19 protein-coding genes are annotated in these 22,720 nt (G+C 65.1%); 12 read left to right on the top strand and 7 right to left on the bottom strand.

The annotated features are described in order from the left end of the window. Positions 1-53: 53 nt before the first annotated feature. Complete coding sequence (topA, locus tag FYK34_RS18910; protein WP_149299216.1) at positions 54-2,363, top strand: type I DNA topoisomerase; 2,310 nt, start codon at positions 54-56, stop codon at positions 2,361-2,363. Positions 2,364-2,625: 262 nt separating this feature from the next. Beyond that, positions 2,626-3,003 carry a hypothetical protein gene (locus FYK34_RS18905; RefSeq protein ID WP_149299213.1) on the top strand — a complete coding sequence of 126 codons (378 nt, stop codon included), beginning with the start codon at positions 2,626-2,628 and terminating at the stop codon, positions 3,001-3,003. A 1-nt stretch (position 3,004) separates the two neighbouring features. On the opposite strand, the gene FYK34_RS18900 is transcribed toward FYK34_RS18905, so the two are convergent. The 5 genes from FYK34_RS18900 to FYK34_RS18880 form a co-directional block, all read right to left on the bottom strand. Then, entirely contained in the window at positions 3,005-3,373 is a 369-nt protein-coding gene (locus FYK34_RS18900) for a DUF1622 domain-containing protein (RefSeq protein WP_149299211.1), read from the bottom strand. Positions 3,374-3,459: 86 nt separating this feature from the next. Next, positions 3,460-3,840, bottom strand: a complete 381-nt coding sequence (locus tag FYK34_RS18895; protein ID WP_149299209.1) for a diacylglycerol kinase — start codon at positions 3,838-3,840, stop codon at positions 3,460-3,462. A 79-nt stretch (positions 3,841-3,919) separates the two neighbouring features. After that, on the bottom strand, positions 3,920-4,864 hold the full coding sequence (gene gshB / locus FYK34_RS18890; RefSeq protein ID WP_149299207.1) for a glutathione synthase: 945 nt from the start codon (positions 4,862-4,864) through the stop codon (positions 3,920-3,922). Positions 4,865-4,882: 18 nt separating this feature from the next. Next, positions 4,883-6,169: a glutamate--cysteine ligase gene (gene gshA, locus FYK34_RS18885; protein WP_149299205.1), complete on the bottom strand. Its 1,287-nt coding sequence runs from the start codon at positions 6,167-6,169 to the stop codon at positions 4,883-4,885. Between the two features lie 126 nt (positions 6,170-6,295). Continuing rightward, entirely contained in the window at positions 6,296-7,240 is a 945-nt protein-coding gene (locus FYK34_RS18880) for a carbohydrate kinase family protein (RefSeq protein ID WP_149299203.1), read from the bottom strand. 120 nt (positions 7,241-7,360) lie between these two features. On the opposite strand from FYK34_RS18880, the gene FYK34_RS18875 reads away from it, so the two are divergent. Beyond that, complete coding sequence (locus tag FYK34_RS18875) at positions 7,361-7,840, top strand: TlpA family protein disulfide reductase (RefSeq protein ID WP_149299201.1); 480 nt, start codon at positions 7,361-7,363, stop codon at positions 7,838-7,840. Between the two features lie 218 nt (positions 7,841-8,058). On the opposite strand, the gene FYK34_RS18870 is transcribed toward FYK34_RS18875, so the two are convergent. Beyond that, entirely contained in the window at positions 8,059-8,631 is a 573-nt protein-coding gene (locus FYK34_RS18870; protein WP_149299199.1) for a DUF2087 domain-containing protein, read from the bottom strand. 262 nt (positions 8,632-8,893) lie between these two features. Next, a complete protein-coding gene (gene secA / locus FYK34_RS18865; RefSeq protein WP_149299197.1) occupies positions 8,894-11,605 on the bottom strand; it encodes a preprotein translocase subunit SecA in 2,712 nt (903 codons plus the stop codon). Positions 11,606-11,862: 257 nt separating this feature from the next. Between secA and FYK34_RS18860 the strand changes: the two genes are divergently transcribed. The 9 genes from FYK34_RS18860 to FYK34_RS18820 all read left to right on the top strand — a co-directional run bounded on the left by FYK34_RS18860 (position 11,863) and on the right by FYK34_RS18820 (position 22,702). Next, positions 11,863-13,902 (top strand): alkaline phosphatase D family protein, encoded by a 2,040-nt coding sequence (locus FYK34_RS18860; protein ID WP_149299194.1) that lies wholly within the window; start codon positions 11,863-11,865, stop codon positions 13,900-13,902. Between the two features lie 335 nt (positions 13,903-14,237). After that, positions 14,238-15,977: an ABC transporter permease gene (locus tag FYK34_RS18855; RefSeq protein WP_149299192.1), complete on the top strand. Its 1,740-nt coding sequence runs from the start codon at positions 14,238-14,240 to the stop codon at positions 15,975-15,977. 13 nt (positions 15,978-15,990) lie between these two features. After that, positions 15,991-17,304, top strand: a complete 1,314-nt coding sequence (locus tag FYK34_RS18850; RefSeq protein WP_149299190.1) for an ABC transporter ATP-binding protein — start codon at positions 15,991-15,993, stop codon at positions 17,302-17,304. Between the two features lie 102 nt (positions 17,305-17,406). Continuing rightward, the gene (locus FYK34_RS18845) at positions 17,407-17,835 is read left to right on the top strand and encodes a DUF721 domain-containing protein (RefSeq protein WP_149299188.1); all 429 of its coding nucleotides are present in this window, start codon (positions 17,407-17,409) and stop codon (positions 17,833-17,835) included. A 99-nt stretch (positions 17,836-17,934) separates the two neighbouring features. Then, the gene (locus FYK34_RS18840) at positions 17,935-19,581 is read left to right on the top strand and encodes an acid phosphatase (RefSeq protein WP_149299186.1); all 1,647 of its coding nucleotides are present in this window, start codon (positions 17,935-17,937) and stop codon (positions 19,579-19,581) included. 73 nt (positions 19,582-19,654) lie between these two features. Beyond that, entirely contained in the window at positions 19,655-20,059 is a 405-nt protein-coding gene (locus FYK34_RS18835) for a lysozyme inhibitor LprI family protein (protein ID WP_149299184.1), read from the top strand. Between the two features lie 58 nt (positions 20,060-20,117). After that, complete coding sequence (locus tag FYK34_RS18830) at positions 20,118-20,615, top strand: MarR family winged helix-turn-helix transcriptional regulator (RefSeq protein ID WP_149299182.1); 498 nt, start codon at positions 20,118-20,120, stop codon at positions 20,613-20,615. 88 nt (positions 20,616-20,703) lie between these two features. Further along, positions 20,704-21,504, top strand: coding sequence for an alpha/beta fold hydrolase (locus tag FYK34_RS18825; RefSeq protein WP_149299180.1), 801 nt, complete (start codon positions 20,704-20,706; stop codon positions 21,502-21,504). 13 nt (positions 21,505-21,517) lie between these two features. Then, positions 21,518-22,702 carry a cyanate transporter gene (locus tag FYK34_RS18820; RefSeq protein WP_149299177.1) on the top strand — a complete coding sequence of 395 codons (1,185 nt, stop codon included), beginning with the start codon at positions 21,518-21,520 and terminating at the stop codon, positions 22,700-22,702. The last annotated feature ends 18 nt before the right edge of the window (positions 22,703-22,720 follow it).

Raw genomic sequence — 22,720 nt, 5'->3', positions numbered from 1 at the left:
ACAAGAAGTGTCGGCCGGGCGCGTCCGGCCTTGAATATCGCTGAAAAGATAATATGCCCACCAGCCTCCTGATCGTTGAATCGCCGTCCAAGGCGAAAACGCTGAAAAAATACCTGGGCCCGGACTTCGAGGTCCTGGCCTCCTACGGCCACGTGCGCGATCTGGTGCCGAAGAACGGCGCCGTCGATCCGGAAAAAGACTTCGCCATGAAGTACCAGCTGATCGCGCGCAACAGCAAACACGTCGACGCCATTGTCAGCGCGGTGCGCGAAGCCGACCACGTCTACCTGGCGACTGACCCGGACCGCGAAGGCGAGGCCATTTCCTGGCACCTGGTGCAAATCCTCAACAGCAAGAAGCTGCTGAAGGACAAGACCGCCCAGCGCGTGGTGTTCCACGAAATCACCAAGAACGCGGTGCTGGACGCCATCCAGAACCCGCGCGACATCGCCCAGGACCTGGTGGACGCCCAGCAGGCGCGCCGCGCCCTGGACTACCTGGTGGGTTTCAACCTGTCGCCGCTGCTGTGGAAGAAAATCCGCCGCGGCCTGTCCGCCGGCCGCGTGCAAAGCCCGGCGCTGCGCCTGATCTGCGAACGCGAGAACGAGATCAAGGCCTTCGTGCAGCAGGAATACTGGTCGGTGCACCTGGACAGCCACAAGAGCCGCACCAAGTTCAGCGCCAAGCTGACGCAGCTGGCCGGCAAGAAGCTCGATCAGTTCGACATTCCCAACGAGGCCGAGCAGGCTGCCGTGCTGGCGCGCCTGCAAGGCCTGCCGGCCACCGTGGGCAGCATCGAGAAGAAAAAGAAATCGCGCAGCCCCGCCGCGCCGTTCACCACCTCCACCTTGCAGCAGGAAGCCGTGCGCAAGCTGGGCATGACCACCGACCGCGCCATGCGCACCGCGCAGCAGCTGTACGAGGGCATGGACATCGGCCAGGGCACCGTCGGCCTGATCACCTATATGCGTACCGACTCGGTGGCGCTGGCCAATGAGGCGGTGGAGGAAATCCGCGGCTACATCGGCCTGAAATGGGATGCCGACTTCTTGCCCAAGAACCCCGCGGTCTACAAGAGCAAGGCCAAGAACGCCCAGGAAGCGCACGAAGCCATCCGCCCCACCTCCATCCTGCGCACGCCGGAAATGGTCAAGCCCTTCCTGACCACCGACCAGTTCAAGCTGTACGACATGATCTGGAAGCGGACGCTGGCCTGCCAGATGGCGCCGGCCAAGTTCGATACCACCAGCGTGGACATCCTGGTGGGCGAGGGCGTGTTCCGCGCCAGCGGCCAGGTGCAAACCTTCGCCGGCTTCCTCGCCGTGTACGAGGAGGACGTGGATGACGCCGAGGACGAAGACAACGCCAAGCTGCCGCTGCTGACCGAGGGCGAAGACCTGCCGGTGGACAAGCTCTACGGCGACCAGCACTTCACCCAGCCGCCCCCGCGCTTCTCCGAAGCGTCCCTGGTGAAGGCGCTGGAAGAGTTCGGCATCGGCCGGCCGTCCACCTACGCCAGCATCATCTCGACGCTGAAGGACCGCGAATACGTGATCCTGGACAAGAAGCGCTTCCTGCCCACGGACACCGGCGACATCGTCAACAAATTCCTGACCGAGCACTTCGCCCAGTACGTCGACTACAACTTCACCGCCAAGCTGGAAAACCAGCTGGACGAGATCGCCAACGGCGGCCGCCAGTGGGTGCCGGTGATGGACAGCTTCTGGAAGGGCTTCAAGAAGCAGATCGACGAAAAAGAAAGCATTTCCCGCGCCGAAGTCACCACCGAAAGCCTGGACGAAGCCTGCCCGAAGTGCGGCAAGCCGCTGTCGATCAAGTTCGGCAAGCGCGGCCGTTTCATCGCCTGCACCGGCTACCCGGAATGCGATTACACACGCAATATGGGCGAAACGGCCGAACAGGCGGCGGAAGAGGCCGAAGCGCCGACGGTGATCGAAGGCCGCTCCTGCCCCGATTGCGGCGGCGAGCTGCACATCAAGAAGGGCCGCTACGGCAAGTTCATCGGCTGCGCCAACTACCCCAAGTGCAAGCACATCGAGCCCTTGGAAAAGCCGCGCGAGACCGGCGTCACCTGCCCGGAATGCAAGACCGGCCAGCTGATCGAGCGCAAGAGCCGCTACGGCAAGCTGTTCTACAGCTGCAACACCTATCCCAAGTGCAAGTACGCGACCTGGAACCCGCCGATCGCCGAAGCGTGCCCGAAGTGCAACTGGCCTATCCTGACGATCAAGACCACCAAGCGCCGCGGCACCGAGAAAGTCTGCCCGCAGAAGGAATGCGGCTACGCCGAGCAGATCGCTCCGCCGGAAGGCAAGGAAGCCGCTCCCGCCGAAGAAGCGTGAGCGCCATGAAGAAACCGCCCTCCGGGGCGGTTTTTTTGCGCCCGCCGTTGCGTTTTTGGTCCGCGCGGCCAAGCCGCGCCTGCGCAGCGCCCAAGCCAACAGCATCCGCAAGCGCTTGATTCTATTGCGATCCGGCGCCGGCCATGCGCTATCATCCGCTTGTACCTGCCGCCGACCCTTCGGCGGCGCGCGCCGCCCAGGCACGCCGGACACGATGACCTTGTTCCGGCTGGCGGCGTTTTATTTTTGAGACCGCCGCATCATGAAAGTCAGCAGTCGCTTCCTGTTCACCGGAGCCACCATCCTCACCCTGCTCGGCCTGGCCGGACATCAATACCTGATTCTGCCCGTCGCCTTCCTGATCGCCTTCCTCGGCCTGTCCGCGGCCGACCGCGAGCAGATCGCCGAGATGGCGGCGCACACCACCGCGATGCTGATTCCGGCCTCGCAGCGGCCCTTGCTGCCCTTGGACGCCTTCCGCGGCCAGGACCTGATGTTCTACCGCGCCGGCAGCCCGGTCTACCGCACGCTGATCGCGCGCGATTCGCGCTGGCAGCTGTTGGGCGAACAGGGCCAGGTGCCGGAAGAGCCCGGCTGCATCCGCGTCTACCCCGGCTATCTGTATCGTCGCCAGCCGTGAATCAAGCCGCCGCGCGGCTGCCCTCCGCCTCGCGGATCTCGCGCGCCAGGAAGTAGTTCAGCGCCGTGCGCAGCACGGCGATGGCGCCGAGCTTGCCGATCTGGTCCCAGCTGGGCGCCACCGCGGTGGACAGGATATCCGCCGCCAATTGCAGCTCCAGCGCCAAGGCCAGGAAGCGCGCGAAAGTCAGCCGCAACTGGTTGTAGTCGCTCCTCTGGCCGGCCAGGCGCTGCCGCAGGCAGCGGCCGGCCGCCAGCAACACGCCGGCGCCTATGATCAGCGCGCCGCAGGCCTCCACGCCCAGCTTCAGCCACAGCGCCAGATTCTGCACCCATTCCTCCACGCCCGCCTGCTGCGGCGACATCCACATAGCGCTCTCCCGTTCCGACATGAAAAAAGGCCCCGCGGCATGGCGGAGCCTGATAGTCAGAGCCGGATGGCCGCGAGCGGGTTCCCTCAGCCGAACAAAACGATGCCCCACACCGTGGCCAGATTGATCAGGCCCAAGAGCTGGGCCGCGCTGCCCATGTCCTTGGCGCGCTTGGCCAGCGGATGGCGCTCCAGCGAAGTGTGGTCCACGGCCGCCTCGATCGCGGAATTGAGCAATTCGATGATCAGCGTGGCCAGGCTGCTGGCCACCAGCAAGGCGCGCGCCAGCGGCGTGGCGTGGACGACGAAGGCCATGGGAATCAGGATGAGCGCCAGGATGCTCAGCTGGCGGAAGGCGTCCTCATGGCGCAGCGCCGCCTTCAAGCCGTCCAGCGAATAGCCGAAGGCGTTGATCAGCCGGGTGATTCCCGTCTTGCCCTTGAACGGGCTTTCCTGCAATTTTCCCATCTTCGCTCCACGATCTTGCCGGCCGCGCCGACGGCAACAGACCGGCATGGTAGCGGCTCGCGCCGTCTCGGCCAAGCGCTCAGTGCTGGCAGCGCCGCTCCAGCGCGTCGAGGTACAAGCCGGCGACGTTGATGCCGCTCTGGTCCATGATCTCGCGGAAGCAGGTGGGGCTGGTGACGTTGACTTCGGTGAGATAGTTGCCTATCACGTCCAGGCCCGCCAGCAGGATGCCGCGCTTCTTCAGCTCCGGCCCGACTGTCTCGGCGATTTCGCGGTCGCGCGCCGTCAACGGCCGCGCCTCGCCGCGGCCGCCGGCCGCCAGGTTGCCGCGGGTTTCCCCCGCCGCCGGGATGCGCGCCAGGCAATAGTCGACCGGCACGCCGTCTATCACCAGGATGCGCTTGTCGCCGTCGCGGATTTCCGGGATGTAGCGTTGCGCCATGATGGTGCGCTGTCCGCGCTGGGTGATGGTTTCGATGATCACAGACAGGTTGGCGTCATCCGGCCGCACCCGGAAGATGCTGTCGCCGCCCATGCTGTCCAGCGGCTTGAAGATGGCGTCCTGGTGCTGGTTGACGAAGGCGCGCAGGCGGTGCGCCTCGCCCGTGATCAAGGTCGGCGCGGTCAGGTCCGGGAACTGCAGAATAGCCAGCTTCTCGTTGAAGTCCCGCAGCGCCTGGCCGCTGGTGAACACCTTGACGCCCTGTTGTTCGGCCAGGCTGAACAGCTGCGACGCGTACAGGTATTCCATGTCGAACGGCGGGTCCTTGCGCATGACGACCGCGCTGAAGGACTGCAAGGGCTGGCGCAGCTTCTGTCCCAGCTTGTACCACTGCGGGCGCTCGTCGATCACGGTCAGGTCCACCGCGTCCACCAGGATGCGGCCGCCCTCCACCGACAGCTGATGCGCCTCGGCGAAGCTGACGGCGTGGCCGCGGCGATGCGCCTCCTCCATCATGGCGAAGGTGGTGTCCTTGTAGATTTTGAAGTGTTCCAGCGGATCGGCGATGAACAGGATGCGCATGTCGGTGCTCCAGCGGGGTTATTCGGCGTCCGGATCGGTGGCTTCCAGCTCCAGCGAGGCGGCCAGCAGCGCCAGCCGCGAGATCACGCCGTAAGCGTAGAAGCGGTTGGGCGCGCAATCGGGCAGGCCCTTGCGGTCCGGCAGGCAGGCGGTTTCAAACGACAGCGGCACAAAGTGCATGCCCGGCGCGTTGAGGTTTTCGTCGATGCCGCGGCCGGTGTGCACGCGGTAGAAGCCGCCGGTGACGTAGCGGTCCATCATGTAGACCACGGGCTCGGCCACCGCCTCGTTGACGGTCTCGAAAGTGTACACGCCTTCCTGGACGATCACTTCGGACACTTCCAGGCCTTCCTTGACCACCGACATCTTGTTGCGCGCCTTGCGGTTGAGGCCTATCACTTCGTCCGGACTCTTCACGCTCATCACGCCCATGCCGTAGGTGCCGGCGTCAGCCTTGACGATGACGAAGGGGTCATTGTCGATGCCGTATTCGCGGTATTTGACGCGGATCTTGTCCAGCATCTGCGACACGGTCTCCGCCAGCTGCTCCTCGCCGGTGCGGGCGTGGAAGTCCAGGCCGCCGCAGCTGGAGAAATAGGGATTGATGGTCCACGGGTCGATGGAGATCAGCTTGGCGAACTCGTTGCTGACCTTGTCGTAAGCCTCGAAATGGTGGGTCTTGCGACGCACCGCCCAGCCGGCGTGCAGCGGCGGCAGCAGGGTCTGCTCCAGATTCTTCAACAGATCCGGAATGCCGCCGGACAGGTCATTATTCAACAACACCACGCAGGGATTGAAGCCGTCGGCCAGCGCCAGGCGGTTGCCGCGGCGCTCGATAGGCTCCAGCGTCAGCTTGTCGCCATTGGCCGTGGCCAGCTCGGTCGGCTCGGTGATTTCCGGATTCAGCGAACCCAGGCGCACCTTGAGGCCGGCCTGCTCGAAAATGTGCACCAGGGTGGCGACATTCTGCAGATAGAAGGTGTTGCGGGTATGGTTTTCCGGAATCAGCAGGATGCTGCGCGCCTCGGGACAGACCTTGTCCACCGCGCTCTGCGCCGCCTGCACCGCCAGCGGCAGGAATTCCGGATTCAGATTGTTGTGTCCGCCCGGAAACAGATTCATGTCGACCGGCGCCAGCTTGAAACCGCTGTTGCGCAGGTCCACCGAGCCGTAGAACGGCGCGGCGTGGGCATGCCATTGGCTGCGGAACCAGTGCTCGATCTGCGGCTGAGCGGCCAGGATGCGGCTCTCCAGCTCGTACAGCGGGCCGGTGAGGGCGGTGGCCAGGTGCGGAACGGGGGACATGATCTTCCCTTGGGCTTGTTGGAATCTACTTATGGTGGGGGTTGCGGCGCGCTTATTCAAGGGACGGGACGCGTTAAAACAAAAGGCACCGCGCGGGCGGTGCCTTCCTCATGCGAACCGCGCGGCCTACAGCGGCCACTCTTCGCCATAGGCCTGAAAGTAGATGTCCTTCAGCGTGTCCCAGTCGAAGTAATGGTTCTGGCAGCCTGGCGACGTGACCTTGATCGCGCCGATGACATTGGCCAGCCGGCCGGTGACCTTCCAGTCCACGCCGCGGCTGATGCCCCACAGCAGGCCGGCGCGGAACGCGTCGCCGCAGCCCATGGGCTCCACCGGCTTGATCGGCATCTGCACGCGCGGGATCAGGTGCACGGTGTCGTCGACATAGATCTCCGCGCCCTTGGAGCCGCGGGTGACGATCAGCGCCTTCACCTTCTTGCGCAGCTCGTCCACGCTCAGGCCGGCGCGCTCCTGCATCAGCTCGCTCTCGTAGTCGTTGATCGCCACATAGCTGGCCAGCTCGACGATCTCGTGGATCTCGTCGCGCGACAACAGCGGCAGCTCCTGGCCCGGATCGAAGATGAACGGTATGCCGGCCTCGGCCAGTTCGCGCGAGTGCTGGATGAAGGCGGTGTAGCCTCCAGGCGACAGAATGGCCAGCTCGATCGGGTCCGGGATGTCCGACACATGATTTTCGGTGGCGAAATCCATGGCCCCCGGATGGAAGGCCATCAGCTGATTGCCGTCCTTGTCGGCAATGCCGAAGCATTGCGGGGTATACTGCTTGCGGATCAGGCGGATGAAGCGATCATCCACGCCCACCCGTTTCAGGTGCTGGCGATAGGGTTCGAAGTCCTCGCCCACCACGCCCATCACGATGGGCGTCTCGCCCAGCAGGCACAGGCTGTAGGCGATATTGCCGGCCATGCCGCCAAACTCGCGGCGCATTGTCGGCGCGAGGAAGGTGGTCGAAATCTTATGCAGCTGATCCGGCAGGATCTGGCTGTCGAAGCGGCCTTGAAACGAGAACAGGGTATCGTATGCGAGCGCCCCGCAGACGAGGATAGACATGCCCACTCCGCAAAGTAATCAATCGAACATTTTAACATAAAGTTAATTATTCGATCACCCCCGCAAGCACGCAAGTTGCGGAAATCCAAGACAATTCCAATGACATCACAGGAAAAGCCGATGAAATCCAAACGCCTGTTCGCCTCCCTGCTGCTGGCCGCCCTGCCGCTGGCCGTCCAAGCCGCGCCGACGCTGGAGCAAAGCCGCTTCGCCGGACTCGACGCCAAGCCGGTGGCAATGTCCGCCTACAAGGGCAAGGTGACGGTGCTGAACTTCTGGGCCACCTGGTGCGGCCCCTGCCGCGAGGAAATGCCCATGCTGAACGGCCTGCGCAAGAAGCTGGCGCCCAAGGGCGTGGAAGTGGTCGGCGTGGCGCTGGACAACAAGGAGCAGGTGGAACCCTTCGTCAAGCAACTGAAAATCGGCTATCCCATCCTCTTGGGCAACGACGACACGCTGGACCTGATGCGCAGCCTGGGCAACAAAACCGGCGGCCTGCCCTATACCCTGGTGCTGGACCGCAGCGGCAAAGTGGCGGCCACGCTGACCGGCAAGCTGGACGAGAAAAAGCTGGAAGCGGCGGTGAAGCCGTATTTGTAATCCCCCCTCTCCCCCGGCCCCTCTCCCACGAGGGGAGAGGGGAGATGCGCCGCCTATGTTTCAAGCCCCGAATCGCCCGTGACGCATTGCGCAACGTGTCCCGCCTGGCCATGCCCGCGATCTCAACACCCGTCATGGGCTATCCCACTCGCCGACATCGCCTTATTTTTAATCACCGCGTCTACTGCGTTCCCAGACAATGCCTTGGCGATAAGACGTCAGCGGTTCGGCCAGCCCCTCTCCCCTCGCGGGAGAGGGGTTGGGGAGAGGGGGCGGCGCAAGCTCACTTGCTCGATCAGCTCGGCCATTTCCGCCGGCACCGCAGGCTCCAGCAGCCAATAGCGCCGGCAATCGTCGGTGCGGCCTAGCCAGCCTCCCTCCACCAGCTCGCGCCGGATCAAGACATGGTCGCCGAAGGCTTCCAACGCGCGGATGGCCAGGTTGACCGCCGGCTCATCCCATTCCTCGCCGCGCGGCAAACCTGACCATAAGGCCCACAGGCAGGCGCGCTGCTCGCTGAATTTCTTCGGCCAGCGCATCAGCCGGCCTTCGGCGTCGAAGTGGCGCAGCAGCCGTTGAGTAGACGCCGATACGGCTTGAGGCTCGGCGACGATCGGCCTATCGTGCTCGGCGCGCAGATGCTGGAAATTTTGAAAACCGGCGCCGCGCGCCAGCATATTGAGGATTTGCAGATGGCCGGGCGGTTCGGCCTGATCCGCCCATTGCTGCTTCAAGGAACGGGCAAGGGAAGAGATATCGCTGCTGTAAAACGGATAAACGGTGCGAGACATGGTTCGAATCCTGTCTGCGTGCCAAAGTCGGGAAGGACTGCCGCGGTCGCCGTTGCGGCCTGGCACGGGGTTCGAGCCAAGCTTTATGTGGGTGATGCTGCCAAGACAGGTTTAGCGTGGCGAAATCGCCGGCGACGCCTGGGTGAACTGTTGACCCGCCGCCATGCTATCACCCTGGCATGGCCTTGCAAAGACTGGCCATCGCCGGGCGCAAAAAAAGCCGACGCGAGCGTCGGCTTTTTCCGGGGCAACAATCAGCGCGTCAGGCCAGCTTGCCGTGGCACTGCTTGTACTTCATGCCGCTGCCGCAGGGGCAGGGGTCGTTGCGGTTGATGCGCAGGCCTTGAGCGGCCAGCGCCTCCGGCGACAGCGGATTGTCCTCGTCTTCGCCCAGCGCGGAGCCCGGCTCGGCATGCTGCATTTCGAAGGCCGGCAATTCGTGCGGCTCCACGGCATCCAGATCGTCCTGGCCGCGGATCTGCACCGTCATCAACACCTGCACCACGCTGCGCTTGATGCGTTCCAGCATGTCGGCGAACAGTTCGAAGGCTTCGCGCTTGTACTCCTGCTTCGGGTTTTTCTGGGCATAGCCGCGCAGATGGATGCCCTGGCGCAGGTGGTCCATGGCGGCGAGGTGCTCGCGCCAGTGGTTGTCCAGCATTTGCAGCACCAGGCTGCGCTCGAACTGGCGCATCACGCCCTCGCCGGCCTGTTCCACCTTGGCCTGGTAGGCGGCGGCGGCCAGATCGACGATGCGCTGGCGGATCTGTTCGATGTCCAGATTCGGTTCGGCCTTCAACCATTCCGCCACCGGCGCCTGCAGCAGGAAGTCGGCTTCCAGCGTTTTCTCCAGGCCGGCCAGGTCCCACTGCTCTTCCATGGATTCCGGCGGCAGGTGCAGGTCGATCAGGTCGGAGATCACGCCTTCGCGCATGTTCTGCACCACGTCGGACACATCGTCTTCCACCAGGATTTCATGGCGCTGCTGGTAGATCACCTTGCGCTGGTCGTTGGCGACGTCGTCGTATTCCAGCAATTGCTTGCGGATGTCGAAGTTGCGGCCTTCCACCTTGCGCTGGGCGTTTTCGATGGAGCGGCTCACCCACGGGTGCTCGATGGCCTCGCCTTCCGGCATCTTCAGGCGGTCCATGATGGCGGCGACGCGGTCGGAGGCGAAGATGCGCAGCAACGGGTCTTCCAGGCACAGGTAGAAGCGGGAGGAGCCCGGGTCGCCCTGACGGCCGGAGCGGCCGCGCAGCTGGTTGTCGATGCGGCGCGATTCGTGGCGCTCGGTGCCCACGATATGCAGGCCGCCGGCTTCCAGCACCGCGGCGTGGCGCTGCTTCCACTCGGCGCGGATCGCTTCGATCTTGGCCTGTTTTTCGGCATCGGACAGGCTTTCGTCCGCTTCCACCGCCTTGATTTCCGGGGCCGGGTTGCCGCCCAGCACGATGTCGGTGCCGCGGCCGGCCATATTGGTGGCCACCGTGATCATGCCGGGACGGCCGGCCTGCACCACGATGTCGGCTTCGCGGGCGTGTTCCTTGGCGTTCAGCACATTATGCGGCAGCTTGGCCTGCGCCAGCAGATTGGCCACCAGCTCGGAGTTTTCGATGCTGGTGGTGCCCACCAGCACCGGCTGGCCGCGCTCGTGGCAATCCTTGATGTCGGCCAGGATGGCGTCGTACTTTTCCTTGGCGGAGCGATAGACCTTGTCCTGCGAGTCCTTGCGGATCATCGGCTTGTTGGTCGGGATCACCACGGTTTCCAGGTTGTAAATGCTCTGGAATTCGTAGGCTTCGGTGTCGGCGGTGCCGGTCATGCCGGACAGCTTGCCGTACAGGCGGAAGTAGTTCTGGAAGGTGATGGAGGCCAGGGTCTGGTTCTCGCGGTTGATCTCCACGCCTTCCTTGGCTTCCACCGCCTGGTGCAGGCCGTCGGACCAGCGGCGGCCGGCCATCAGGCGGCCGGTGAATTCGTCGACGATCACCACTTCGCCGTCCTGCACCACGTAGTGCTGGTCCAGATGGAACAACGCGTGGGCGCGCAGCGCGGCCATCAGGTGGTGCATCAAGGTGATGTTGGTGGCCGAGTACAGGCTGTCGCCTTCCTTCAGCAGGCCCATCTGGGTCAGGATCTCTTCGCTGTGCTCGTGGCCGGCCTCGGACAAGAGCACGGTATGGGCCTTTTCGTCCACCCAGTAGTCGCCCTCGCCTTCTTCGGTTTCCTGGCGCTTCAGCATCGGCGGCACCGCGTTCATGCGCTGGTACATCTCGATATTGTCTTCGGCCGGGCCGGAGATGATCAGCGGCGTGCGCGCCTCGTCGATCAGGATGGAGTCCACCTCGTCCACCACGGCGTAGGCCAGCTTGCGCTGCACCTTTTCGCCCACGCTGAACACCATGTTGTCGCGCAGGTAGTCGAATCCGAACTCGTTGTTGGTGCCGTAGGTGATGTCGCAGGCGTAGGCGGCCTGCTTGTCGTCATGCGCCATCTGCGACAGGTTCACGCCGACGGACAGGCCCAGGAAGTTGTACAGCGGCGCCATGATGCCGGCGTCGCGGCTGACGAGGTAGTCGTTGACGGTCACTACGTGGACGCCGTCGCCGGTCAGCGCGTTCAGATACACCGCCAGCGTGGCGACCAGGGTCTTGCCCTCGCCGGTCTTCATTTCCGGGATCTTGCCCTGATGCAGCACCATGCCGCCTATCAGCTGCACGTCGAAGTGGCGCATGCCCATCACGCGGCGCGAGGCTTCGCGGCAGACCGCGAAGGCTTCTTCCAGCAGATCGTCGAGCGTGGCGCCCTTGGACAGGCGGTCGCGGAACTCCTGGGTCTTGGCGGCCAGCGCCTCATCGGACAGCGCCTGCATCGCCGGCTCCAGCGCGTTGATGCGCGCCACGGTTTGGCGATATTGCTTCAGCAGACGATCGTTGCGGCTGCCGAACACCTTCTTGAGTAGCGAAGAAATCATGTAGTCGAATCCAGAAACCAGCGGGCCGGAAAACGTGTCCGCAAAAAAATGCTGAAAAGTGTAGCACATTCCCAGCCATGGTTATGGGGGCGAGGGTGCGCCAGATCAAGACTAGGGTAACAGACTACTGTTGGATTTAGACTACGCATGATAGAGCAAACGCTCGATTTAATTGACCGAACCATTCACGATATTTAAATATTCAATTGCAATAATCAGCAGTTTACATACCGACAACATAAGCACTTGGAGAAGCGATGGATAGGCGGCAATTCCTCAAATGGGGCAGTTTTCTGACGGTCTCCGTAGCCAGCAGCGGCCTGACAGCCTGCGGCGGCGGTGGCGACAGCAGCGCGACGCCCAGCCAAAGCCAGCTGGCGGCAGGCAAGGCTTTCAATCTGGGCGTGGCCTCCGGCGATCCTCGCCCGGACAGCGTCATCCTGTGGACCCGCGTCGACGGCGGCGACGGCGTCAATGCCCTCGCCGTCACGGTGCAGGTTTCCGACAAGCCCGATTTCTCCAACCTGCTGGTCAACCTGGCGCTCAGCGCCGACCCGGGCTGGGACTACACCGTGCGCCACAAGGTCACCGGCCTCAGCAGCGCCACGACTTACTACTACCGTTTCCTGACCGGCAGCACCGTCAGCACCACCGGCCGCACCAAGACCGCACCGGCCGCCGGCACCCCTCTGTCGCAGCTGAAGTTCGCCTTCATCACCTGTCAGGACTGGAGCGTCAACCACTGGGGCGCCTTCGATGAAATCGCCAAGCTGGACCTCGATTTCGTGCTGCACCTGGGTGATTACATCTATGAAACCGTCGGCGCCGGCTTCCAGAGCGGCGGCAATGAAACGCGCCACGCCGCATTGAGCCTGCCCAACGGCACCAAGCGCGCCGACGGCGCGACCTACGCCACCACGCTGGCCGACTACCGCTACCTATACAAGAGCTACCGCGCCGACCCGCGCATCCAGGCCATGCACGCCAACTTCCCGATGATCTCGATCTGGGACGACCACGAGTTCTCGGACGACTGCTGGCAAGACCGTCAGGAATACACCGCCAGCGACGACAGCACGCCGCAAACGCCGCGCCGCCGCAGCGCCAATCAAGCCTGGTTCGAATACACGCCGGCCGATGTCAGCATCAATCTGAGCAACCCCTCGTTCCAGAACATCCAGATCTACCGCAGCTTCGCCTTCGGCAACCTGGCCACCCTGGTGATGACCGACGAGCGCCTGTACCGTTCCGACCACATCATTCCGGAGACCGCCGTCGGCAGCGAAATCGGCAGCCGCTACTTCGTTCCCAAGACCATTCTGGCCCAGGCCGAAGCGGCCAAGATGGCCTCCACCGGCGGCAATCTGCTGAACGCCTCCATTCTGGGCGAGACCCAGCGCAACTGGTGGCAACAACAGATGCAAAGCGCCACCACCACCTGGAAGCTGTGGGGCAATGAAGTGTCGCTGCTGCGCATGGGCGTGGACGGCACCATGGCCGTGGCCGGCCTGCTGGAACAGGGTCTGGCCGCCGCGCTGGCGCAGAATTTCGGCCTCAACCTTGCCGCCGCCCAGCAGCAACAGCTGATGGGCGCGCTGTACCAGGACCTGCTGGCGGCCGACACCAGCGGCGCCACGCCGAAGTTGAGCTATGCCCAGACCCAGGCCGCGCTGAGCGGCTTCAGCGGCGGCGCCATCAGCGCGGGCGTGTTCGCGGCGGCGGTGAAGCCGGTGCTGGACAGCAATCTGCCGCCGTCCCTGCTGCTGAACCAGTACATCCTGAACGCGGACCAATGGGACGGCTACAACAGCGAGCGCAAGACGCTGATGGGCTTCCTGAAGAGCAACAATATCGGCAATGTGGTGGGCCTCACCGGCGATATCCACGCCTTCTTCGCCGGCCAGGTCATGGACGATTTCGACGCCGCCAGCCCGTCGCCGGTGATGGTGGACCTGGTCACCGCCGGCGTATCCAGCAACTCCTTCTTCAGCTACTTCAAGAACGTGGTGGACACCGTGCCGGCCTTCTCCAAGGCCAAGCCGCTGATCTACCAGACGGTGAACGGCCAGACGGTCAACACCTTCAACACCACGCTCACGCAGTTCAACGGCAACTGGATCAAATACGTCGACACCGACGCCCAAGGCTACGCCGTGGTGACGCTGACGCCGGCCAAACTCAGCTGCACTTTCCACAAAATGGCCAAGCTGGCGAACGGCGTGGCGCCGTCGCCGGCCACCGCCAGCACGCAAACCGTGGAAGTGCCTGCCGGCTCGCCCGCGCTCAACGTGCTGTAACCCCCGCCGCACCCGCGCCGCCGGCTTATGCCGGCGGCTTTTTTTGCGCTACATTTCGTCACAAAATACCCACGCATCCGCCGGCGTTTTTCACAATCGTTTTATGCCATCTCTGGTAGCATGCATGCCCTGACCGGAACCGTCCCGGCAATATTCTGGCGCGCTCAGCGGCATGACCGCCTAGGCTCGGCATTCGGACAGGCAAGTGCAGTGCTACGGTGAAGTGTCGAGCCATTCAGCCGTCCATCACGACCGGCGCGCCCCACGCAAGCATACGGCCCGCCGCCGCAAGGCCGCGGACCGCCGGAACAAATCCATAAAACCGGAGAGGCCTGATGACCACCGCCGTCCGCCACTTCATGCCCGCCACCGCCCGGCGGCTGATCCCCAATCGCTGGGACTTGATCGCGTTTCCGCTGATACTCGGCTTCCTGCTGCTGGCCACCACCGGCATCCGCGCCACCTGGGCGCCGATCACCGCGCTGCAGACCATACCGATCACGCTGGATCCGGGCAATCTGCCGGGATACGCCTTGCGCACCACGCTGCGCATGCTGGCGGCCATGGTCGCCGCCCTGGTGTTCACGCTGATCTACGGCACGCTGGCGGCCAAGAGCCGCCGCGCCGGCCTCTTGCTGGTGCCGATACTGGACATCCTGCAGTCGGTGCCGGTGCTGGGCTACATCTCGTTCACCGTCACCTTTTTCCTGGCCCTGTTCCCAGGCCGTGTGCTGGGCGCGGAATGCGCTGCCATCTTCGCCATCTTCACCAGCCAGGCCTGGAACATGACCTTCAGCTTCTACCAGAGCCTGCGCACCGTGCCGCGCGATCTGCAGGAGGTATCGGTGAACCTCAGGCTGTCCGCCTGGCAGAAGTTCTGGAAGCTGGAAGTGCCGTACGCGATGCCCGGCATGATCTGGAACATGATGATGAGCATGTCCGGCGGCTGGTTCTTCGTGGTGGCGTCGGAAGCCATCACCGTCGGCGACAAGACCGTGATGCTGCCCGGCGTCGGCTCTTATCTGGCCATGGCGATCCAGCACAAGGATCTGGCCGCCGTCGGCTGGGTGATCCTGACCATGTCCATCGTGATCCTGATCTACGACCAGTTCCTGTTCCGCCCGCTGGTGGCCTGGGCCGACAAGTTCCGGCTGGAAGACACCATGAGCCAGGCCGCGCCGGAGTCGTGGGTGCTGAACCTGATCCAGCGCACCCGCGCCATTCAACAATTGCTGAAGCCCTTCGGCAAGCTGCTGAAGAAGACCGCGCGCCTGAAGCTGAACATCAGCCTGCCCAAGGGCATCCACTCCGAAGACCATACGCCCATGTCGCGCGGCATCGACGTGCTGTGGTGGTCGCTGATCGCCGTGCTGGCCGTCCTGCTGGCCAGCAAGCTGGTGCATTTCATGGCGACCGAGGTCGGCGGCTGGGAGATATTGAAAGTCCTGGGTCTGGGCCTGATCACGCTCTTGCGCGTCAGCCTCTTGATCGCCGTCGCCTCGGTGATCTGGGTGCCGCTGGGCGTGCTGATCGGCCTGCGCCCGGCCCTGGCCGAAAAAGTGCAGCCGCTGGCGCAGTTCCTGGCCGCCTTCCCGGCCAATCTGCTGTTCCCGGTGTTCGTGGTCTTCATCGTCCACTTCAAGCTGAACCCGGACATCTGGCTGTCGCCGCTGATCGTGCTGGGCACGCAGTGGTACATCCTGTTCAACGTGGTGGCCGGCGCCACCGCCTTCCCCAACGACTTCAAGGAAGCCGCGGCCAATTTCCGCATCCGCGGCTGGCAGTGGTGGCGCCAGGTCATGCTGCCGGGCATCTTCCCCTACTACGTCACCGGCGCGATCACGGCATCGGGCGGCGCCTGGAACGCCAGCATCGTGTCCGAGTTCGTGTCCTGGGGCAACGACAAGCTGGCCGCCCACGGCCTGGGCGCCTATATCGCGCAGACCACCGCCGCCGGCGACTATCCCAAGATTCTGCTCGGCATTGCCGTGATGTCGATGTTCGTGGTGTTGTTCAACCGCCTGCTGTGGCGGCCGCTGTACGCCATCGCCGAAAACAAACTCCGTCTCAACTAAGGGGGCCCCAAGCATGACGACTAACCATACCGCCTTGGGTCAAGAAATCTTCAAGCTGAAAAACGTCTGCCGCGGCTTCTCCAAGGGCAGCGACGAAATCCAGGTGCTGGACGACGTCAACCTGACGCTGCGCGAGGGCGAGATCGTCGGCCTCTTGGGCCGCTCCGGCTCCGGCAAATCCACGCTGTTGCGCATCATCGCCGGCCTGATCCAGCAAAGCAGCGGCGAGGTCAATTATCTGGGCAAGCCGCTGAAGGGACCGGCCGAAGGCGTGTCCATGGTGTTCCAGACTTTCGCCCTGTTTCCGTGGCTGACCGTGCTGCAAAACGTGGAGGCCGGCCTGGAAGCATTGGGCGTGGACGCCAAGGAGCGCCGCCGCCGCGCGCTGGCCGCCATCGACCTCATCGGCCTGGACGGCTTTGAAAACGCCTACCCGCGCGAACTGTCCGGCGGCATGCGCCAGCGCGTGGGCTTCGCCCGCGGCCTGGTGGTCAACCCCACCCTGTTGCTGATGGACGAGCCGTTCTCGGCGCTGGACGTGCTGACCGCCGAGACCTTGCGCACCGACATGCTGGACCTGTGGAGCCAGGGCCAGCTGCCGATCAAGTCCGTGCTGATCGTCACCCACAATATCGAGGAAGCGGTGTTCATGTGCGACCGCATCCTGGTGCTGTCGTCCAATCCCGGCCGCGTGGTGGCCGAGATCAAGGTGCCCTTCCCGCACCGCCGCAACCGGCTGGACCCGGCCTTCCGCAAGATGGTGGACGACATCTACGCGCTGATGACCGCGCGCCGCAGCGCCCACACCCTGCACAAGCTGCCGCTGGAAATCGGCAGCCAGCTGCCCGAGGTGTCCACCAACCTGATGGCCGGCCTGATCGAGGAAGTGGCGCAGGAACCGTACTTCGGCAAGGCCGACATGCCGGAAATCGCCGAGAAGCTGCGGCTGGAGGTGGACGATCTGTTCCCGGTGGCGGAAATCCTGGAACACCTGGGCTTCGTCGAACTGAAGGACGGCGACATCCTGCTGACCAATGCCGGCAAGCTGTTCGCCGACTACGGCACCCAGGAGCGCAAGGTGCTGTTCGCCGAACACCTGCTGCGCCACGTGCCGATGGCCGCCCACATCCGCAAGGTGCTGCAGGAGCGCCCCGGCCAGCGCGCGCCGCGGCTGCGCTTCGCCCAGGAGCTGGAAGACTCCCTGTCCGACCAGGCCGCCGAGGAAACGCTGGACACGGTGATCAGCTGGGGCCGCTACGCGGAGATTTTCTCCTACAACGACCACACCGAGACCTTCAGCCTGGAAGACGTGGAAGGCGGCCAATAAGCCACGCCACACCCGACCGACGGGCGCCCGCAGCGGCGCCCGTTTTCATGGCGCCGCCCGCGCGGTGCTACAATGCCTCATTCACCGCTGACTCTCCCTCCCATGTCCGGACGCCCGCTCAACGACATCGCCCGCCAGGATCAGACCCTGGCCCGCCTCACCGCCGCCGCGCGCGAGCTGATGGCGCTGGACCGCGCCTTCAAGAAGCTGATTCCGCCGGCCATGGCCGAGGCCTGCCGCGCCGTGCGCATCCGCGACGACGAGCTGGTGATCCACGCCGACAACGGCATCGTGGCCGCGCGGCTGCGCATGAGCGCGCCCGGCCTGCTGCCGCAGCTGGCGCAGCAGGGCTACATCGCCACCAAGGTGCGGGTCAAGGTGGCCTTGCAGATCGTCCGCCCCAAGAAGCCGAAGACGCTGGCCATCAGCGAAAACGCGCTCGACGGCATGGAGCAGGCCGCCGACAGCATCAGCCACCCGGAAGTGAGGCGCGCGCTGGCGCGCTTGATCGCCCACCAGCGCCGCGGCTGAATCCCATGCCATAGGCCTCTACGCCTTCATATCTTCATCGAAGCGGAGTAAAGTGGCGGCACTTTCCCATCCCACTCGCAATGGATAGAGGACCGCCCCATGTCGGAACACGACCCGCAGCAACCTGCTCCCGAAACCCAGCCACAAGATCCGTCGCGCCGCCGCCTGTTTGAAGGCCTGGCCGCCATCGGCGCCGCCTCCGTGCTGCCCGCCGTCGCCAGCGAGGCCGCCGAAGCCGCCGCTCACGGCCCGCTGGACGCCAAGCTGCGCCACCACGTGAAAAACGTGGTGGTGATCTACCTGGAAAACCGCAGCTTCAACAACCTCTATGGCAACTTCCCCGGCGTCAAATATCCGCTGTCCCAAGTCCCGGCCGAGGCCTGTGTCCAGCGGGACCGCGACGGCTCCAAGCTGAACAATCTGCCCAAGATCTGGGGCGGCCTGGTGCAGCGCGGCCAAACCGTGGGCGGCAAGTATTACCTGATAGACGAAAACAAGATCCAAAACCTGCCCAACGGCCCCTTCCCGCTGAAGGACGCCGAGGGCCAGCCGCTGCCGGAAGGCGTGATCACGCGCGACCTGTGGCATCTGTTCTACCAAAACCAGATGCAGATCAACGGCGGCAAAAACGACCAGTTCGTCGCCTGGGCCGACTCCGGCGCGCTGGTGATGGGCTATTACAGCGAAACGGCGAAGAACCTGAACCAGTGGCAGATCGCGCGTCACTACACGCTGTGCGACAACTTCTTCATGGCGGCCTTCGGCGGCTCCTACCTGAACCACCAGTTCCTGATCTCCGGCCGCACGCCGGAATACTTCCACGCCAAGGACACCGCGGCGGCCAAGAAAATCGCGGTGCTGGAAGACGGCCCGCAAGGCTACAAGCTGAAGGTGAAAGCGCCGAGCTCCGCGATGGACGGCCCGCCGCAGTTCGTCAACAACGGCGCCATCACGCCGGACGGCTACGCGGTCAACACCATGGCCCCGCCGTTCCAGCCCAGCTACATCAAGCCGGCCGAAGGCGGCGACCCGCGCTACGCCGATCCGGCCGACGCCGGCACCCTGCCGCCGCAAACCTATGACACCATCGGCGACCTGTTGTCGCGCAAGGGCGTCAGCTGGGCCTGGTACGCCGGCGGCTGGCAAGCGGCGCTGGAAGGCCGCGGCGGTCCGGACATCCCCAACTTCCAGTACCACCACCAGCCGTTCAACTACTTCAAGCAGTTCGCGCCCGGCGCCCCCGCCCGCGAGAAGCACCTGCGCGACGGCGGCCTGGGCGACAGCCCGATCAGCAACCGTTTCATCGCCGACGCGGTGGCCGGCAAGCTGCCGGCGGTGACCTTCTACAAGCCGCAGGGCAACCTCAACATGCACGCCGGCTATTCCGACGTGGAGAGCGGCGACCGCCACGTGGCCAATGTGCTGCAACACCTGATGAGCGGCCCGCAGTGGAAGAATATGGTGGTCATCATCACCCACGACGAAAACGGCGGCTGGTGGGACCACGTGGCGCCGCCCAAGGGCGACCGCTGGGGCCCGGGCAGCCGCATCCCGGCCATCGTCGTCTCGCCGTTCGCCAAGAAGGGCCATGTCGACCACACCTTCTACGACACCACCTCCATCATCCGCTTCATCAGCCGTCTGCACGGCCTGCCGGAGCTGGAAGGCGTCAAGCTGCGCAATCAGGCCTTCCGCGAACGCGGCGCCCAGCCGCCGGGCGATTTGACCGGCGCGCTGGCGCTCTGATCGCGGTCCGCGCCATGTTATAGTTCAACGCCCCCGTCCGACGGGGGCGTTTTCGCATTCACGGGTTTTCCTCATGACCACTCGCCTCTCCCTAGCCGCCGCCCTGCTCGGCCTGCTGTCCGCCGCCGCCATTGCCTGCGGCGACGAGGCCGCGCTGTACAGCCGCGACTACGACCAATGCATGGATCAGGCCGCCTCCACCGCCTCCATGCTGGACTGCATCGCCGCGGAGCACGCCAAGCAGGACAAGCTGCTCAACGGCAACTACCAAAAGCTGATGGATCAACTATCCGCCAAGCGCAAACCGCGCCTGCAGGCCGCGCAACGCCTGTGGCTGCAATACCGCGCGGCCAATTGCCAGGCTTACGTCGACCCGGACGGCGGCACTTCCGAGGCCATCGTCGGCGCCGACTGCATGCTGCGCAGCACCGCCGAGCGCGCCGCCGAACTGGCCAAGATGCAGCCGGAGCCACGCTAAAAATTATCTTCCATGGAAATAACTTCCACGGAAGATAATTGTGTGCCATGATGAATTCATGGACAAGCTAGATATCATTCTTGAGCAATGGCGGCAGGCCCGCCCCGATGTCGACTGTTCCGCCATGGCGGTAGTCGGCCGGCTGGGCCGCCTGCTCATCCATCTGCAAAACCGTCTGGCCGAGAATTTCTCCGCCTTCGGCCTGAAGGACGGCGAATTCGACGTGCTGGCCACGCTGCGTCGCGCCGGCGGCGCCGACGGCCTCTGCCCCACCGATCTCTACACCAGCCTGTTGCTCACCTCCGGCGCCGTCAGCAAGCGGCTGGACCGGCTGGAGGCCGCGGGCTGGGTGGCGCGCCAGCCCAATCCCGACGACCGCCGCGCGCTGCGCATCCATCTGACCCCCGCCGGCCGCGAACTGATAGACCGCGCGCTGGAAGGCCATGTCGCGGCCATGGAGGACGCTCTCGCGCCGCTGGCGCCGGAGCAGCGCGCCCAATTGGCCGGCCTGCTCAAACGCTGGCTATCGGGCTTCCCGGGCGAGTCGTCCGGCTAAGCCCCGCCCCTTTCCCGCTTTCCCGCCCCTGACGCCGCCGGCGCCAGCCGCCCCCGGCTTGCCCGACGCCAGACACTTGGAGACCGCGATGGCTTACTACATCCACCAGAATCGACGGCTTTACTACTTGGACCACGGCAGCGGCCCGGCCGTATTGTTGCTGCACGGTGTCTGCAACAGCGGCCGCGCCTGGTTGCCTCAGCTGGAGGCGCTGAGTTCGGCCGGCTACCGCGTGATCGCGCCGGACTTCGCCGGCCACGGCGCGTCGGCCAGGCTCAGCGCCCCGCTTGGCGTCCCCCGCCTCGCCGCCGACTGCGTCGCGCTGCTGGACCACCTGCAGCTGGCTCAAGCGCACATCGTCGGCCTGTCCCTGGGCGGCATGGCGGCGCAACAACTGGCGCTGGACGCGCCGGCTCGCGTCCGCAGCCTGACCGTGGCCTGCAGCTTCCCCTCCACCGCCTCGGACGAAGCCAAACAGATGCTGGCCGCCTGGACGCAAACCTTGCGCGAGCCGGATGGGCCGTTGAAGCGACTGGAGCAAAGCTGGCCGCGCAACCTCAACGCCGCCTTCCGCGCCAGCCCGGCCGGACAAACGCTGTACTGGCAATGGCATGCGCAGGTGGCGCAGGCCCACGGCGAGTCGCAAGCCTGGGTGTGCGAAGGGTTGGCCGACTATCATCTGGCCGGCCGCTTAGCCGCCATCGCCGCGCCCGCGCTGTATTTGGCCGGGGAGTGCGACGAGGTGTCGCCGCCGGCGCTGGGCCAATGGATGGCGGCTCAAGTGCCCGGCGCGCGCTTTGAAACGCTGCCTGGCGCGGCCCATGTGGCCAATGTGGACAGCGCCGACATCTTCAACGCCGCCCTGCTCGCTTTTTTGCGACAACACTGACGCGGAGAACACCATGCCTTCCAAGCCCTCTCGCTCCTCTCTCGGCCTAAGCTGCGCCATCATCCTGGTCGGCCTCAATCTGCGCCCCGGCCTGGCCGCCATCGGCCCGCTGCTGGAGCCGATTCGCCAGGCCACCGGCATCCGCTTCAGCGACGCCGCCCTGCTCACCACGCTGCCTATCGCCGCCATGGGCGCGGGCGCCTTCGCCGGCAGCCGGCTGGAAGCCTGGTTGGGCGCGCGGCGCGGCGTATTGCTGGCGCTGCTGCTGATCCTGCTGTCCTGCGCGCTGCGGCTATCGCCGCCGGGCTATCCGTCGCTGTTGGCCACCGCCGTGCTGGCCGGCTGCGGCATCGCGCTGGCCCAGGCCCTGCTGCCGGGCCTGATCAAACGCCATTTCCCGGAGCGCGTCTCCCTGTTGATGGGCCTCTACGTCACCGCCATCATGGGCGGCGCCTCGCTGGCCGCCGCCGGCGCGCCCTGGCTGGCCCAGGCCAGCGGCCAATGGCATTGGGGGCTGGCGGTCTGGGCCCTGCCCGCCGCCCTGGCCTGCGCGCTGTGGTGGCGGCATGCGCCTGACGCTTCGCATCAAACTGGCGCCGCTGCGCAAAACGATGGCTTCGCCCGCCTGCCGCGCGCCTGGTTGCTCGCCGTCTTCTTCGGCCTGGGCACCGCCGTCTACACCTGCTCGCTGGCCTGGCTGCCGCCTTTCTTCGTGTCGCAGGGCTGGAGCGGCCAGCAGGGCGGGCTGATGCTCAGCTACATGACCGGCATGGAGGTATTGGCCGGCCTGACCCTGCCCGCCTTGTCCGCGCGCAGCGCCGATTTGCGCGGCTGGCTGGCGCTGACGCTGCTGGCCACGCTGGCCGGCCTGCTGGGCATGGTGGCCTTGCCCGGCGGCGCCATGCTGTTGTGGGTGGGGCTGCTGGGGTTGGGCGTGGGCGGGCTGTTCCCGCTGAGCATGATTCTGACGCTGTCCCATCTCGACGACGGCCACGCCGCCGGCCGGCTCACCGCCTTCGTCCAAGGCGTGGGCTATCTGATCGCCGCCTGCGCGCCCTTCTTCGCCGGCTGGCTGCGCGACCTCACGTCCAGCTTCCAGCTGGCCTGGCTGGCGCTGGCGGCGGCGGTGGCGCTGTTGCTGCTGGCAGCCTGGCGCTTTTCGCCGCAGGGCTACCGCCAGGCCATGCGCCTGGCCTGAGTCCTGCGCGCCGCCTGC

Origin of the sequence: Chromobacterium paludis (assembly GCF_008275125.1) — a bacterium.
Lineage (GTDB): Bacteria > Pseudomonadota > Gammaproteobacteria > Burkholderiales > Chromobacteriaceae > Chromobacterium > Chromobacterium paludis.
Note: the sequence above shows the minus strand (reverse complement) of the source record. Positions and strands in the feature narration are given on the sequence as shown.